We start from the raw sequence: 15,591 nt of genomic DNA, 5'->3' as shown, positions 1-15,591 counted from the left end.
ATATGGGAATGAGAAAGCCATTGCAATCGATTTAGGAGATAACCAGATGTCTGAGAAGCAGAAGTACGCCTTTGAAACCCTGCAAGTGCATGCCGGTCAGGAGCAGCCCGATCCGGCAACCGATTCCCGCGCCGTGCCGATTTATCTGACCTCGTCCTACGTGTTCAAGGATGCCGCCACCGCCGCCGGCCGTTTCGGCCTGACCGAGCCCGGCAACATCTACAGCCGCCTGACCAACCCCACCGTCAGCACCTTCGAGGAGCGCGTGGCCGCGCTTGAAGGCGGCGTGGGTTCCCTGGGCGTGGCAACCGGTTCCGCCGCCATCACCATCGCCGTGCAGAACATCGCCACCGCCGGCGATCACATCGTGTCCTCCACCAACCTGTACGGCGGCACGCTGAACCTGTTCGAGCACACGCTGGCCGATCAGGGGCTTTCCACCACGTTCGTCAACCCGGCCGACCTGGACGCCGTCGAGGCCGCCATCCAGGACAACACCAAGCTGCTGTACGCCGAGACGCTGGGCAACCCCAACTCCGACGTGCTCGACCTTAAGGCTTGGGCCGATATCGCACACCGCCACAACGTGCCGCTGATCGTGGACGCCACGTTCTCCACGCCCTACCTGCTACGCCCCATCGAGCACGGCGCCGACGTGGTCGTCCACTCCGCCACCAAGTTTATCGGCGGCCACGGCACGGCCATGGGCGGCGTGATCACCGACGCCGGCACGTTCGATTGGGCCGCCAATGCCGACAAGTTCCCCGGCGTGGCCAAGCCCAACCCCAGCTACCATGGCGTGGTGTTCACCGAGGCCGCAGGCCCCGCAGCCTACATCACGAAGGCCCGCGCCACGCTGCTGCGCGACCAGGGCGCCACGCTCTCCCCGTTCAACGCATGGTTGCTGCTGCTTGGCCTGGAGACGCTGTCCCTGCGCGTCGACCGCCACGTGGAGAATGCGCTGAAGGTGGTGGAGTTCCTGAACAACCATCCGCAGGTGGCTTCCGTGAACCATCCGGCGCTGGCAACCGGCCGCGCCAAGGAGCTCTACGATGAGTACTACCCGAACGGCGCCGGCTCCATCTTCACCTTCGACGTGAAGGGCACCGCCGACGACGCGCGCAAGTTCACCGAGTCCTTGAGCCTGTTCAGCCTGCTGGCCAACGTGGCCGACGTGAAGTCGCTGGTCATCCATCCGGCATCCACCACGCACTCCCAGCTGACCGAGAACGAGCTGCTTGCCGCAGGCATCAAGCCCACCACCGTGCGCCTGTCCATCGGCACCGAGAACATCGACGACATCATCGCCGACCTGGCAGCTGGCTTCGAAGCCATCAAGTAGCCCGCCAGCGGCAATCGCCCATGGCGACGCGCGCTACCGGCTCCTATTTCCCCGGCCGGAAGCGGGATTGCGCCGCCAGGTGGCACCCCGAAGGCTATGGCGCTTCCGTTTCCCCAGCGGCGCGCGCCATAGCCGCGACGGGGCAGTTTCGCGAGATGCCCCTGACCGAAACAACCCCTTGCCAGGATTTCCCGGTAGCAAAGCGAAGGCCCGCTCAGCTGAGCGGGCCTTCGTGATGAATGCGGTTATGCAACGGTTATCCGCGCGAAGCCGCACCGGGAACCAGCGGGCACGGGGCGGGACGATTGCCGCGACGCGCGAAACGGATAAGGAAGCTTGCGCCGGAAAGCGCCAGAGCAACGCCCAGACCCGTGTAGAAGAACGCGATGAACCATGCGGGAACCAGGCCGAACGCACGAAGGGAGATGCCGCCGCTCATCATGATGGCCATCATGGCATAACCCGGCACGTCGAAGAAGTGCCACACACCCACGCGGTCAGCCTCGTAACCGGCGATGCGAGCGGCATGCTTGCCCACCATCTTCGAGAAAACCTTGATGTGGAACAGCGTGAACACCACGGCAGCGCCGATAGCGAGCAGCCACCAGATTCCCTGATCCATCTGAGCGAACGACTGGATACCCAGCCAGGCGATGTTCCCGCCGGCGATAAGCCAAACAATGCCGGCGACTAAAAGCAACGTACGCTTCGAAACCTTCAGCATATCTACCCCCTCTGAAACGAAACGGACGGTATCGGCTAACCTATATCGATATTCGATATCAATAACTGTATCAGCCTGCCACTAAAGAATCCAGAGACCCACAAAACCTGCAAGCACACCCAGCAAAGCCCCCACCACGACATCGCGGGGGAAATGCACGCCCGACACCACGCGGATAACCGCCAGCAACACCCCGGCAGCCAGCATGACCGGCCCCACCCACGCAAGCGGGCAGCAGGCGCAAAACGTCATGGCTATGACGAAGATGCTGAACGCGTGCCGGCTGGGGAACGAATTGCCGTGCGTATCCTTCGGGATGACGGGAGCGGCGCCGAACACCTCGTACGGACGCGGTGCGTTGCTGGCCTTGCGTATCACGGTGACCAGCGCAAACGAGATGCCCGGTACTAGCACGGCGCGGAGCAGCTCGCTCGCCGCACCGGCTGCACCGGCTGCCGCGGCATATGCCAGCCACGCGAGCAGGCACGGATATGCCACATACACCGCGTTGGTGATGATCTTGTTCGCCAGCGATACGCCGCGCGCCAGCGCAGGACGTGCCCGCAAGGCATCGGTCATAGATATGTAAGTGGTTTTTTGCATGCCAGCATTGTATCCGACCGCCAAAGCGCACGCGCTCGCATACGTTTGAAAATCGGCGGATGACCTGGTCTGGCGCAATGTTTCCCCAGGTCAACGCACACGTTAGGTTCCGACCAAAACGCGTAAATGTTGCAGCCCCGCACAAAAACGCCCGCAGACGGCGATGTCTGCGGGCGTCAAGCGCTACTAGCGGTTGTTCACGGCCTCGGGATGCAGGTCGTGGTTCGCCAGGCGATCCCAGGCAACCTGTTCCCAGCGCGTGCCGGGCTTGCCGTAGTTGCAATACGGGTCGATGGAGATGCCGCCGCGCGGCAGGAACTTGCCCCACACCTCGATGTACTTCGGGTCCATCAGCGCGATGAGGTCCTTCATGATCACGTTCACGCAATCCTCGTGGAAATCGCCATAGTTACGGAAGCTGAACAGGTACAGCTTCAGGCTTTTGCTCTCCACCATGCGCACGTCGGGCACATAGGAGATATAGATAGTGGCGAAGTCGGGCTGGCCGGTGATAGGGCACAGCGCCGTGAACTCCGGGCAGTTGAACTTCACGAAATAGTCGTTGCCGGGATGCTTGTTGTCGAACGTTTCCAGCACGCTGGGATCATAGGTTTGCGGATATTGCACACCCTGGTTTCCAAGAAGCGACAGGTCGTCGGTGCCGGCGCGCATAGGTTTCTCGTTGGTCATAGATCCTCCTTGGGAAGCGCGGCCGAAAAAACCGCGCGGGTTGCATGGATTCGGGACTGCTAGGTAAACGGCCGCTACACAGCGGACGGCCGCCGCGCAGTGGAAGGCGACCTTCCTAGCGGCAGCGTCCTACCCTTGGGCGTCCAGCTTGTCGAGCAGCGGGTCGCGCATGCCGTTGGCGGCAAAAGCGCGGTCGCGATCGATGCACGTGCCGCATTTGCCGCACGGACGCTCGCCGCCCTCGTAGCAGCTCCAGGTAAGCTCGTAGGGAACGTCCAGCTCAAGACCGCATTTCACGATATCGGCCTTCGACCAGGACACGAACGGCGCCTCCATATGCAGCTGACCCCCCGTGCCCTGCGTAATGGCAAGGTTCATGGCATTCACGAACTCGATGGAGCAATCGGGATAGGCATCGCCAGCCCAATCGTCATGATGCGCACCGTAGAACAGCACGCTCGCGCCCAGCGACAACGCCATGGACGCAGCGCTCGACAGGAACAGCCCGTTACGGAACGGCACGTACGTGCTGACCGGGGAGCCGTCCGCCTCGTCGATCTGCTCGGCGTAGCTTTCCTCGGGAACGTCTTGCGAGGAGTGCTCGAGCAGGCTGCAGTCGCTATCGGCGAAGATGGCGGAAAGGTCGAGGAAGCGCTGCTCGACGCCGTAATGCGCGGCAACCGCCTTCGCGCTCTCGATTTCCTTCTCGTGACGCTGACCGTAGGAGATGCTCAGCGCGAACACGTTCTCCGCGCCAAAGCGCTTGACCGCCAAGGCCAGAAGCGTGCTGGAATCCACGCCGCCGCTGCTGAGTACGAGCGCCTTTTGCGGGTTCTCGCCGCACACCTTGCCGTTCTCGTCGCGCGGGGCCGGATCCTCGCCCAGCGTCCCGTGCACGCGCAGGTTCTCGCGCGCGTTGGCGGCCGCAGCCGCGAAAGAAGAGAACGCCTGTCCTTCGAAAATGCCCATCCTTACACGCCCCTCTCAACATCGGGCCAAATGACCTTGTGCAGCTGCACTTGAGCGGTTGCCCAGGTCATTTGGTTCTCTTGCATGAATTCAACGATGCGCGCCGGCTCGATGTCCCCAAAGCACGGGCTCAGGTATACCGGCACGCGCCCCGGCAGATCGAGCTGCCGGGCAACTTCCAAAACGCGCGGCAGATCGCCCTGCCCGCACACGAACTTCACCGTGTCGCGCGCGTCGAGCAGGCGGAAGTTCGCGGGCAGCATCTGCTGCTCCATACCGCTTGACGGCAGCTTCCAGTCTACGGTGAAGGAGAGCGTGCCGGGCGCGGCGTTGCCGATACGCGTGCGCAACCCGGCAAGCTCGTTCAAGTCGGCGGCGCCGTTCGTCTCGATCTCCACGCGTAGGCCGCGCCCGCTCGGACCGGGTTCGCCCAGCAGCAGCTCCACCAGCTGCGGCAACAGCGACTGCAGCACCGGCTCGCCGCCGGTGAGCGTCACGCATTCCACGCCGGTCTGCCGCACCCACGCCGCCAACTGCTCGGGAGTTTCGTCCTTCGCCGCGGCACCCGGGACGTTCGCCCACATGGTGTCGCAATAACCGCAACGCAGATTGCAGCCGGTAAATCGGATGAACGCCGCCAGCTTGCCCGCGCACGCCCCTTCGCCGTTGATGCTGACGAACCGCTCCGCAACCGGCATGGTCGCCTGGGAGCTGGACTGGTCGGCGCTTCGGCATTGCGATGCCCTGACGGCGGCAGCAAGCGAAGAGGCCGGCGCGGGCGCCGACGTCTTGCCGGCGCCGGATGCGGGCGCTTGCGCGCCATCGGCGCGCTTAAAGGCCGAGAACGCGTCGTGCAGGCTGCCATAGGTTGCCGTTGCGTTTTCGTTTTCGCAGGTCATGACTTCGCTACGCGCGGTAAATCGCGCAGTTGTTCGGCGTTTCGTACACGTCCACCTGCGACACGGGGAAACCCTGCTCGGCAAGCCTGCCGAAGAAGTAGCGCGCCAGGTTCTCCGCGGTGGTGCGGAAGGGCATCATCGACAGCGTGAACCCTTCCTCCCGCAGGCAATCCAGGGTTTTGGGCATGAGCGAGCCCTCCTCTACCACGAACGAGTGGTCGAGCTCCTCGGTAAGGTCGCGCAGCGCATGCTTGAAGTCCGCGAAGTCGATAACCATATCCTTGTGCGTGCCCTCGGTTTGCAGCTCGGCCTGCTCGAGATACGCCACCACGCGCCAGCGATGACCGTGCAGGTTCTCGCACTTGCCGTGGTAATCGGTCAGGAAATGCGCAGCGTCGAAGCTGCTCTCCGTTTTCAGCCCATACATAGTAAAAGCCCTTCCATCAAGCGAAAACCGCCGTCGGAAAGGCCCTTTTCGAAATGCGCGGCAACCTGCAACGATGCAGCAGGAGCTGTTCGCCCCCCGCTGATAGAATCGCGTTGTCACGCAAAACGCCCGCCGCGATCAGCGGGCAAGGTACCTAGTTTTGTTTACCGACAGGAGGTTTTCGAACTGTCCATCAATCACGCGGCAAGTATACCGCCCCAAAGCCGCAGCCAAAACCCGCAAGCAAGCTTCCGCACGATAACCGCAAGCGCCCAGAGCAACGCCAGCAGACGTTTCGGAAACGTACCGCCATCCTTCCGGATGACATCATCAAATCGGACGCTTCGGAGCCGCGACCCCAAAGCGTCCGACGCCCCGTAGATGCCGAAAGCTAGAGCAACGCCAGCGTGCTTGCGATCAGCTCGTCCCAGGTGTGCGAGACGAACGATGGGTGCTCGGCCGTCAGAGCGGGCTCGTTGAACATGCCCCAGGTCACCGCCGCGGTGCTTGCGCCTGCCGCGTTGCCGGATTGCAGGTCGAACGGGGCGTCGCCGACGTACAGGCACTCGCTAGGATCTAACCCCAGCAGCTCGCAACCGCGGACCACCGGCTGGGGATCGGGCTTCGGGCGCTCGATATCGTCCCAGCCCACACAGCAATCCAGATACGATGCGGCACCCACCACCTCAAGCCCGCGCCAGGCAACCGCATGACGCTTCGAAGTGACCACGCCCAGCTTCAGGCCCGCGCTTGCGAGCTCCGCCAGCGCCTCAACCGTTCCGGGGAACGCCTTGATCATCTTATCGTGCACCGTTTTGTTGTGCGCTCGATACGCTTCGCAGAACCGCTCCTGCAGCACCGGGTCGTCCGTGTAGTCCTTGACCTGCACGGCCAGCGGCTGCCCCACTTTCTGCAAGTACTCCTCGTCGCTGAGCTGACGGCCCAGCACCGCAGGGCCCGCATAGTGAAAGCTCGCCAAAAGCAGCTCGCGAGAATCCACCAGCGTGCCATCGTTGTCGAACAAAACCGCTTTCAAACCAGCCATGATGCTCCTTATTTATCTATATAAGCCCGCTCCGCAAACCAACGGACAGCAACAGCGACCGCTTTCGAGTTGCGCCAACGCCATCGAAACCGCTCTCCCGCCGATTCCCATCGATCCGGACACTTAATGCTACGTCTCCCGAATCGACATGCCGCCGATTCCGGCCGGGTCGGATACTTAGCCCTACGTCCCCGAAGTGTCTGGGAAAAGAAAAAGGGCTGCCGGATTACCAGCAGCCCTTGCATTTCCATGGTGGAGATGATGGGATTCGAACCCACGACCCCTACGTTGCGAACGTAATGCTCTCCCAGCTGAGCTACATCCCCATGGGTATTGCGCTTTGCGCGAGAAAGCATTTTCCTCGTTCAAACGCTGTTTGTCAAACACTTCTTCGCGGGCATCCGCAAAAAGTTCACGGTTAAAACCGCTTACGACAGGACGCGCTCCTCCACGAGAGGAGACTCAACGCCCGGCTCGTCGCCTTCGGGAACGAAAGGCTCGAACAGCGGCTCGCCATTCTGCGACAGCTCGACCATGCCGGTGAGCACGTCGACATACTGGTACGACTGACGGGCGGTGCGGCCGCGCTTGCGATCGACTTCCATGATGAACAGCTGCGGGTGCACCTGCATGAGCGTGCCCTCGCTCTCGACGATCTTGGAGCGGCCCATGTTGGCGCGCACTTTCAGGCGTTGACCGACGAAATCGTGTAACGTATCATGAATGGAGTCGACGATTTGCGCTTGTTTCGCTAAGTCCATAGTTGCTCTTTCCTACATAACACACAGATAACAGCTCAAAATTGTATCATGCGGGTCAATGCACGCTTACTTCTCCATGTTTTGCACCTAATTGCATAGCATTTCCCACACAATGGCCATATTTTGACTATAGGCCCTGCTGCAGCGCCAGCAGCGCCTTGCCCATGTTCACGAACTCCGCCAGCGAGAGCGTCTCGCCGCGGCGCTTGGGATCGATGCCCGCTTGCTCGAACAACTCGGGCAGGTGCGGAGCCACCGCGGCACCGCCGGCCCCACGACCGGCGAAGTAGGTTTTGCATGAGTTCGACAGCGTTTTGCGGCGGCTGGCGAACGCAGCGTCGGCCATGGTGCAAGCGGCGCGCACCACTTCCCCGTCAAGAGGCTTGCCCTGCTTATCGAGCACGGGCGTGCGGTTCAGGCGGATGACCGCGCTGTCCACGCGCGGCGGCGGGAAGAAGTTGTTCGGGCTGACCGGGAAGCGCCCCGCCGGCTGCGCATACAGCCGCAGCTTCACGGTATAGGCGCCGTAGTTCTTCGTGCCCGGCTCGGCGGCCATGCGGTCGGCCACCTCCTTCTGCACCATCACCGTTGCCGACTCAAGCGATTCGATGCGCTGGAAATAGTCAAGCACCACCGTGGCAGCGACGGCATACGGCAGGTTCGCCACCAGCTTGTTGGGGGCCTCTTGCCCGTCCAAATCGGAAAGCTGCAGGTCAAGCGCGTCCTTCTGAATGAGCGTGAACGAATCCCACCACGGCTCCAGCGTTTCGGCCAGCACCGCAGGCAGGTCGGTATCGCGCTCGATGGACGTGACATGCTTCGCGTTTTGCAGCAGGGCCATGGTGAGCGTGCCGATGCCGGGACCGATCTCGAGCACGTTGTCCGCGCCCTCGAGCTCGGCCAGCGCCACGATCTTCGCGACAATCGCCTCGTTGACCAGGAAGTTCTGCCCGAGCGAGTACTTTGCCGAAAGCCCGTGATCTGCCAGCACCTGCCGAGTGACCGAAAGGTTGGCCAAAGACGATACGCTACCCACGGCGCTTCCCCTGCTTGCCGCGACCGCCGCCCTGCTTCGAGCTGCCCTTGCCGGACCTGCCCTGCCCGCCTTTGCCCTTAGGAGCATGCGGGTTCTCGTGCTTAGCCTGCACCGTGCCGTTCGTGCCGCGCTTGGCGTTGGCGTGCTTCTTTTGAGCCGAACGCTTGCGACCGTGCTGCGCCGCATCGATGCGGCGGCCATCCTCGTCAAGCTGGATGACCTGGCGCTCGGCACCGTTCTCGCCCAGGTTCAGGCGCGCGCGATTCTGGCGACGCTGCGCCTGGGAGGCCAGCTGAGCGGCGAAATCGTTCTCAGCGAACGCCTCGGGTTCGAACTCGTCGGCCTGTTCCGTCGGCTCATCTTCCGCCAGCAGCTCCTGCTCGCCAGCGCCCTGGTCGGCCATCTTGCCCCCAGCGAAGGCGCGCACCACGGGCCCCTCGACGGGATACTCGTCGGCTTCATCGACGATCTCGCCGGATTCATCGATCTTGCCGACCCAATCCAGCACACGCTCCAAGCGGAAGCCCGCCACAGCGGCGGCAGAGCGGACGCACCCCACAAGCGGATCGAAACCGTGCGGGTCGCCGCCCTCTCCCACCACGTGCAGCGTGCACGGGCGCTTGCGGGCGCGGGTGCGCGTCCAGAAGTACGGCTGGAAACGATCGAGCATGCACTTGAGCTGCGAAGATGGGCCGGCGAAATACACCGGCGCCACGACGATCAGCTCGTCGGCATCCTCAAGCAGCGGGTAGACGTCGTCCATGTCGTCGCGGATGGCGCAACGGCGCGGCGCCTCGTCCTCGGCGCGCTGCTCCTCGAAGGCCTCATCCTCGGCAGCCTCCTGCTCGGTCATCGCGCCCTGCGCCTTGCGCTTGCAGAAATCGCAGGCGTTGCAGCCGGCCACATCGAGCGTGGACACGGGCGCCAAATACACCTCGTCTTCCGGGCACTCCTCGATGCAGCTTTCGAACAAAAGGTCCGCAAGCGCGCCGCTTCGCCCCTCGACACGAGGCGAGCCGACGATGATCAGGCGTTTCATTCGCAATTCCTTTCAGTTGCGGCGGTTTGCGCATGTTCGATCTGCCAGGGTGTGGGTGGGCGGTCCAACAATGCGCGCGCGTTTTGCGCGATTTGAGCCAGCATCTGGCTTCTGGCCTTTTCGGTTTCGCACCCGAGCACCTCGGCCATGCACGCCGCGGTGAACACGGTGTGCGCGGGGCCGCACGGCATGCCGCGCATAGGCTCGGGCGTCATGTACGGCGAATCGGTTTCGGTGAGCAACAGGTGGCGGGGGGTGCGCGCGACCGCGTCGCGCGTGTCCTGGCAGCGCTTGAATGTGAGCGCACCGCCCAAAGCCACGAAGCAGCCGCGATCCACCCACGGCTCGAGCGTTTCCCAGTCCAGGTCGAAGCAGTGCAGCAACGTGCCCGCCTCGGGGAAGCCCTCCTCGCGCAGGATGGCGAACGCCTCGTCATGCGCCTCGCGCACGTGCAACGCCGCGGGAAGGCCCGTGGCGTGCGCCAAGCGGATCTGACGGCGGAACGCCTGCCGTTGATCCTCGCGCGGCGAAAGGTCGTAATGGTAGTCCAGGCCGATCTCGCCCACGGCGCATATACGCGGGTCGGCCAGGCGATTGACCAGGCGAGATTCCATAGCGTCATCGTAGAAGCGCGCGTTATGCGGATGCACGCCGGCTGCCAGACGCAGGCGCGGCAGCGGACGCGACGCCGCATCGTCGGGCAAGGCGAAACGCGCCGCATCGGCGCCATCGGGCAGATGCGTCAGCTCATCGCCGCCGGCGGCCAACACCTCGCGCGTGCGCTCCACCACTTCGGGCAAGCGAGACTGCGCTTCGGCAAACCAGCCATCGAAGCGCTCGAACACATCCGGGGCATCTTCCTGCACGTCGATGATGTCGCAGACGAAATCCACACCCCACGCCGCGCAGCGCGCGAACTCCAGTGCCGGATCGGCAAGCAGGTGCACATGCGCATGCGTGTCCGCCACCGGACCGGCAAGCCGCGGCGGCTCCACCAGGCGAAACTTTCCATGCTTGCGTTTCTGCCGAAACAGCGCGTCGGCGAAAACCGGTTGTTGCTCTTCCTCGGCCATGCATCCCTTCCCTATACATATATATGCAGCAGGGCGAAGGGTCTCCCCTTCGCCCTGACACTTAACGCTACGTCCCCGAAATGTCAGGACTTGAAGTGTCGCGATGTGCGGCGCGGCGAAGGAGGCTCCTTCGCCGCGATCCGCCGCAGCATCAAGCGTTCCGCCTGCCGTTTGGCAGGCGGAACGCTTTTATTCCTCGATCTGGATCTCGTCCATGTTCAGGCGCGGGAACAGCGGGTCGCCCACGGTGACCGTGTTGCCGGCGGACAGCTGGCCCCACTTCGTGGCGCCCTCGACGTCCACCACGTCGGTGACCTTGCCCAGGCTCAGGCGATCGAACACCTCGTTGGAGGTGTTCGGCATGAACGGGGCCATGTACAGCGCGATGATGCGGATTGCCTCGAGCGCGTTGTAGATGACGGCGGCCAGATCGCCCTGGGTCTCTTCCTTCTTCGCCAGGTTCCACGGAGCGCTTTCCTCGACGTAAAGGTTCACGCGACCGGCAAGCTCCTGCACCGCGACGGCAGCGCCGGTGAAGTCGACCTGGGACATGCAGGCGTCGTACTTCGCGTACAGCTGCTCGACGATGGGCAGCATGGGGTTGGCAACGCGCTCGGCGGCGTCGGTCGGCACAGCGGGCACCTTGCCGTCGAAGTACTTGTTCGTCATGTTGAACACGCGGCTGCACAGGTTGCCCCAGGTGTTGGCCAGGTCGGCGTTGTACACCTGTACCATGCGCTCCATGGAGATGTTGCCGTCATGGCCGAACTGCACGTCGGACATGAAGTAGTAGCGGTACGCGTCCACGCCGAAGATCTTCACTAGGTCGGCGGGCTTCATGCCGTTGCCCTTGGACTTCGACATCTTCTCGCCCTTGGTGAGCAGGAAGCCATGGCCGAACACGGTGTGCGTGATGGGCAGGCCGGCGGCCATGAGCATGGCCGGCCAGATGACGCAGTGAAAGCGCGTGATGTCCTTGCCCACGAAGTGGTACTGCATGGGCCAGCGCTGCTCGAACTCGCCGGCGCGCTGCTCGTCGCCGTAGCCGATGCCCGTGAGATAGGCCAGCAGGGCGTCGGCCCACACGTAGGCCACGTGGCCATCGTCGAAGGGCAGCGGCACGCCCCAGTCGAAGGTGGAACGGCTGATGGACAGGTCCTTCAGGCCGCTCTTCACGAAGGTGACCACCTCGTTCTTGCGCGTTTCGGGACGGATGAAGTCGGGGTTCTCCTCGTAGAACTTCAGCAGCGGCTCCTGGAACTCGGAAAGCTTGAAGAACCAGTTCTCCTCGCCGCCGGCCTTCTGCACCGGGCGATGGCAGTCGGGGCACACCAGCTCGCCGTCCTCGTTCTTCTCAAGGTCGGACTCGGCGTAATAGGTTTCCTCGTGCACGCAGTACCAACCCTCGTAGCTGCCCTTGTAGCACCAGCCCTTGTCGAACAGGTCCTGCCAGAACTTCTGCACGGTGCGGGCGTGGCGCGGCTGGGTGGTGCGCACGAAATCGGTGTAGGTGATGTCGAGCAGGTCCCACACGTTGCGGAACGCCGGCTCCATGGAATCGCACCAGGCCTGCGGGGTCATGCCCTTCGACTCGGCGGTATCGGCCACTTTCTGGCCATGCTCGTCCATACCCGTGACGAACGCCACGTCGTAGCCGTTCATGCGCTGGTAGCGCGCGACGGTGTCGGCGGCGACGGTGGTGTAGGCCGTGCCCAAGTGGGGCTCGGCGTTCACATAATAGATGGGCGTGGTGAACGAGTAGGTTCCCTTTGACATGGTGCTTCCTTTTGCTCGCGGCCGCAGTCGGGCGAATGATGCCCCGCCAACCTGGGTTTTCGCAGTGCCCCCGATTGTACCACGCGGAGACGGCGCGAAGCCTGCCCCCAAACCCGCCACCACGCAATCATCGGGCGATCCGGCGGGCTCGAGCGCTTGTGCACGTTTAATGAGCGGCACGGTTTGCACATATCCGCCCGGTATAATTAACGGTAATTGTTATAAATCGAAGGATGGCGGATGTTTTCTAACAAACTTCAAACGAACCCGAGCAGCCGCCCTCGCCACCGCTTGCCGCTGACCGTCGCCTTGAGCGCGACGCTGGCCTTCGCAAGCGTGCCGATCGCGGGCATGGCTCAGCGAACCGCATGGGCAGAGGACATCGACACGAACGTGCAGGCAGACGCCGCACAGCAGGAGGTCGAGCGCACTGCCGCCGAGTACGACCAGGCCATAAGCCGCATCGACGATCTGAATCAGCAGATCGCCGACAACGAGGCGCGCATCGCCGAGATCGAGGACACCCTTCCCACTCAGCAGGAGCGCAGCTCCGCTGCCGCGGTGAAGCTGTACAAGACCCAGGCTTCCACGCCCGGCTTGCTGGAAATGGTCCTCAGCTCCGAGAACATCGTGGATTTCTTCACGTCGCTTGAGTACGTGTCCCACATCTACAGCAGCAACCAGGCCGAGATCAAGCGCCTTAGCGAGTTGAAAGACGAGCTCGACCAAACGAAGCGCGGCCTTTCGCAGGCGAAGAAGGACGCCGACGCCGAGGCAGCCAACGCCGAGCAGGCGCTTTCCGCCGCCCAGCAGGCGCGCCAGGAGGCCCAGCGCAAAGCGCAGGAGGAAGCTGCCCGCCAGGCCGAAGAGGCCGCAAAGGCTGCTGAAGCCGAGGCAGCCAAGACCGAAACCACAAAAGAGGCGGACAAGCAGGAGCAGGCCGATTCCGCCAGCGCTCCGGCTGCCGCCGAGGCAGCGGGCGGATCTTCCGCGGGCACCGTGGAGGCGCCCAGCGACGACGGCGCCGATTGGGCAAGCGAGCGCGACGTGTTCGTGGCGCAGTGGGCCGGCCGCATCGACGCATATCTGGCCGGTTCGCCTATGGCAGGCACGGGCAAGGTGTTCGCCGAGGCCGCTTGGGACTACGGCGTGGACCCGCGTTGGTCGCCCGCCATCTCCAACACCGAAAGCTCCAAGGGCCTGTACTGCTCCGGCAGCTGCAACGCCTGGGGCTGGGGCGGCTGCAGCTGGGGAAGCTGGGAAGAGGCCATCCGCGACCACGTTGCCGGCCTTGCCCGCGGCTACGGCTACACCATCTCGGTGGAGGTGGCCAAGAGGTACTGCCCGCCGAACTGGGAGCATTGGTACAACGCAACGCTTGCGCAGATGAATATGATCTAGAAGGAAACCCGGCCATGCGCCGGGTTTCTTGCTAGCGGGGTGCGTCGACCCCGCTGTCGCGCATGCTGCTGTTTCACCATTGAGCGCTAGGGTTTCTTTATTGGGCGCTGAGCTCTTCGCCACGGCGCATCTCCCTGCCGCCATCGAGCCCCGAACCCTTCACCACCGGATGCGCTGGGCATCGCCATCATGCATCGGGGCTCTCGTTCCACACGCCAGGGGCTTTCGTGCCACACCCTTCGCCATCTGCCGCCAGGCAACGGGGGCCCGATACGCGACCTAGCGCTTCCCTTTCGCCGGCAGGACGAACATGCCCAGCACGAACGCCAGCACGGGAACGCCGCATTGCAGCCAGAAGCTGAAGTCGAAGCCGCCGAGGTCGACGCCCAGCGCGTTTTGCGAGGTCAACGCCATCACAGCGATGAACACCGATGCCGAAAGGCTTCCGATAAGCTGTCGCGCGGACGTGATGATGGCCGACGCCTGCGCCAGCTCGTCGGGATCGAGCGTGGTGCACGCCCACGCTGTCAGCGGCATCATCAGGCACGCGATGCCCGTCGCGCGGACACCGTAAAGCACCGTGACCACCCACTCGGGAACGCTTGCGGGGATGAGCGCAAACGCCACCGTGCCCGCAAGTACCGTGACGCAGCCCACCGCGATGAGCGGACGCGGGCCGCGGCGATCGAGCAAGCGCCCGGTGATGGGGTTCATCACGCCCATCATGATGGCGCCGGGCAGAAGCGTCAGGCCCGACACCGTGGCGGAAAGCCCCTGGATATCCTGTACGAACAGCGGCACCATGATCGATGGCGCCATGAACATCATGTGCGCGCATATGACGATGAGCGTGGAGATGGCGAACGTCTTGTCGCGGAAGCATTGCAGCCTCAGGAACGGTTCGGGAACGCGCAGCTGACGACGCGCGAACACGACAAGCCCTGCTGCACCCGCCAGCAACGGGGCGACGAAGCCCGCGCCCACGGACCCGCCCGATTCCAACATGGTGGCCGCGACCATCACCAGTACGAAGCCGCCGGAATACAGAAGCGCCGACACCAAATCGAAATGCCCCGAATGGTCGGGGCGCCGCACCACGTCGTCGAGCAGCAGAACCGTCAGAACCATCACCGCAAGCGCGATGGCTCCGAGCATCCAGAACATGGAACGCCAGCCCCACGCGTCGATGAGGAAGCCGCTAATGGTCGGGCCGATGGCAGGCGCGAACCCGATGATCATGCCTACGATGGCCGTTGCTTGGCCGTACTGGCTTTTCGGATAGATGTTCAGCGCCACCAGCTGCACGAGCGGCAGGCAGATGCCGGCACCGCCGGCCTGCAACAGGCGCGCCGCCAGCAGGCACGGATAGTTCGGCGCGAAGATGGCCGCAGCGCACCCGACGGCGAACGACGCCATGGACGCAAAGAACAGCTTCTTGGAATCGAACCGATTCATCAGATAGCCCGTCATGGCGCTGATCAGGCCCAACACGAAAATATACGCCGTGGTGAGCAGCTGGCCGGAACTTGCGCTGATGCCGTACTCGTGCATGACCGCCGGCAACGCGGCGATCATCATGCTTTGAGAGATGCACGCCGCCGTGGTACCCGACACCATGATGCCCAGCACCACACGGCGTTGCCGCAGCGGCAAGCCGTCGCGCTCGGGTTCGGAGTCGGGTTCGGGGTCGGCTACAGCAGCCGGCGCAGCAGTTTTCAAACAAGACGCGTTCGCCGCATCCGTAGAGTTGATTTCGTTCGTATTCATACCGCGATGGTAGCAGTTGCAGCGCACCCGCAACCGCCC

The 15,591-nt window shown here is 63.5% G+C and carries 15 protein-coding genes and 1 tRNA gene; 2 read left to right on the top strand and 14 right to left on the bottom strand.

Going from position 1 to position 15,591, the window contains the following annotated elements; translation table 11 throughout:
- Nucleotides 1–46 precede the first annotated feature (46 nt).
- A complete protein-coding gene (locus RDW26_RS00260; protein ID WP_307981973.1) occupies nucleotides 47–1,342 on the top strand; it encodes an O-acetylhomoserine aminocarboxypropyltransferase/cysteine synthase in 1,296 nt (431 codons plus the stop codon).
- Between the two features lie 256 nt (nucleotides 1,343–1,598).
- On the opposite strand, the gene RDW26_RS00255 is transcribed toward RDW26_RS00260, so the two are convergent.
- From RDW26_RS00255 to metG, 13 genes are all read right to left on the bottom strand, one after another.
- Nucleotides 1,599–2,066 carry a hypothetical protein gene (locus RDW26_RS00255; protein WP_298627701.1) on the bottom strand — a complete coding sequence of 156 codons (468 nt, stop codon included), beginning with the start codon at nucleotides 2,064–2,066 and terminating at the stop codon, nucleotides 1,599–1,601.
- An 81-nt stretch (nucleotides 2,067–2,147) separates the two neighbouring features.
- Complete coding sequence (locus tag RDW26_RS00250; protein ID WP_307981971.1) at nucleotides 2,148–2,669, bottom strand: phosphatase PAP2 family protein; 522 nt, start codon at nucleotides 2,667–2,669, stop codon at nucleotides 2,148–2,150.
- A 186-nt stretch (nucleotides 2,670–2,855) separates the two neighbouring features.
- The gene (gene queF, locus RDW26_RS00245; RefSeq protein ID WP_307981968.1) at nucleotides 2,856–3,359 is read right to left on the bottom strand and encodes a preQ(1) synthase; all 504 of its coding nucleotides are present in this window, start codon (nucleotides 3,357–3,359) and stop codon (nucleotides 2,856–2,858) included.
- A gap of 129 nt (nucleotides 3,360–3,488) precedes the next feature.
- The gene (gene queC, locus RDW26_RS00240) at nucleotides 3,489–4,328 is read right to left on the bottom strand and encodes a 7-cyano-7-deazaguanine synthase QueC (protein ID WP_298628660.1); all 840 of its coding nucleotides are present in this window, start codon (nucleotides 4,326–4,328) and stop codon (nucleotides 3,489–3,491) included.
- Nucleotides 4,329–4,330: 2 nt separating this feature from the next.
- Nucleotides 4,331–5,227 carry a radical SAM protein gene (locus RDW26_RS00235; RefSeq protein WP_298628658.1) on the bottom strand — a complete coding sequence of 299 codons (897 nt, stop codon included), beginning with the start codon at nucleotides 5,225–5,227 and terminating at the stop codon, nucleotides 4,331–4,333.
- Nucleotides 5,228–5,234: 7 nt separating this feature from the next.
- On the bottom strand, nucleotides 5,235–5,654 hold the full coding sequence (locus RDW26_RS00230; protein WP_298628656.1) for a 6-carboxytetrahydropterin synthase: 420 nt from the start codon (nucleotides 5,652–5,654) through the stop codon (nucleotides 5,235–5,237).
- Between the two features lie 391 nt (nucleotides 5,655–6,045).
- Nucleotides 6,046–6,699: an HAD-IA family hydrolase gene (locus RDW26_RS00225; RefSeq protein WP_307981967.1), complete on the bottom strand. Its 654-nt coding sequence runs from the start codon at nucleotides 6,697–6,699 to the stop codon at nucleotides 6,046–6,048.
- A 250-nt stretch (nucleotides 6,700–6,949) separates the two neighbouring features.
- Nucleotides 6,950–7,025: transfer RNA gene (locus RDW26_RS00220), tRNA-Ala, on the bottom strand.
- A gap of 102 nt (nucleotides 7,026–7,127) precedes the next feature.
- Entirely contained in the window at nucleotides 7,128–7,460 is a 333-nt protein-coding gene (locus RDW26_RS00215; protein ID WP_288578122.1) for a Veg family protein, read from the bottom strand.
- 127 nt (nucleotides 7,461–7,587) lie between these two features.
- Nucleotides 7,588–8,496: a 16S rRNA (adenine(1518)-N(6)/adenine(1519)-N(6))-dimethyltransferase RsmA gene (gene rsmA, locus RDW26_RS00210; RefSeq protein WP_307981965.1), complete on the bottom strand. Its 909-nt coding sequence runs from the start codon at nucleotides 8,494–8,496 to the stop codon at nucleotides 7,588–7,590.
- On the bottom strand, nucleotides 8,489–9,535 hold the full coding sequence (locus RDW26_RS00205) for an NAD(P)H-dependent oxidoreductase (protein ID WP_307981964.1): 1,047 nt from the start codon (nucleotides 9,533–9,535) through the stop codon (nucleotides 8,489–8,491). The genes rsmA and RDW26_RS00205 overlap by 8 nt, the downstream gene beginning before the upstream one ends.
- Nucleotides 9,532–10,608, bottom strand: a complete 1,077-nt coding sequence (locus tag RDW26_RS00200) for a TatD family hydrolase (protein WP_307981963.1) — start codon at nucleotides 10,606–10,608, stop codon at nucleotides 9,532–9,534. The genes RDW26_RS00205 and RDW26_RS00200 overlap by 4 nt, the downstream gene beginning before the upstream one ends.
- Before the next feature lie 189 nt (nucleotides 10,609–10,797).
- The gene (gene metG, locus RDW26_RS00195; RefSeq protein WP_307981961.1) at nucleotides 10,798–12,384 is read right to left on the bottom strand and encodes a methionine--tRNA ligase; all 1,587 of its coding nucleotides are present in this window, start codon (nucleotides 12,382–12,384) and stop codon (nucleotides 10,798–10,800) included.
- 240 nt (nucleotides 12,385–12,624) lie between these two features.
- Between metG and RDW26_RS00190 the strand changes: the two genes are divergently transcribed.
- On the top strand, nucleotides 12,625–13,785 hold the full coding sequence (locus tag RDW26_RS00190; protein WP_307981959.1) for a hypothetical protein: 1,161 nt from the start codon (nucleotides 12,625–12,627) through the stop codon (nucleotides 13,783–13,785).
- 279 nt (nucleotides 13,786–14,064) lie between these two features.
- Here the strand turns inward: RDW26_RS00190 and RDW26_RS00185 are convergent, their stop codons facing one another.
- Nucleotides 14,065–15,552 (bottom strand): DHA2 family efflux MFS transporter permease subunit, encoded by a 1,488-nt coding sequence (locus tag RDW26_RS00185; protein ID WP_307981958.1) that lies wholly within the window; start codon nucleotides 15,550–15,552, stop codon nucleotides 14,065–14,067.
- Nucleotides 15,553–15,591: the final 39 nt, after the last annotated feature.

It is taken from the genome of uncultured Senegalimassilia sp., from assembly GCF_902464545.1.
In the GTDB taxonomy this organism is placed as follows: domain Bacteria; phylum Actinomycetota; class Coriobacteriia; order Coriobacteriales; family Eggerthellaceae; genus Senegalimassilia.
This window is presented reverse-complemented; position numbering and strand designations above follow the sequence as displayed.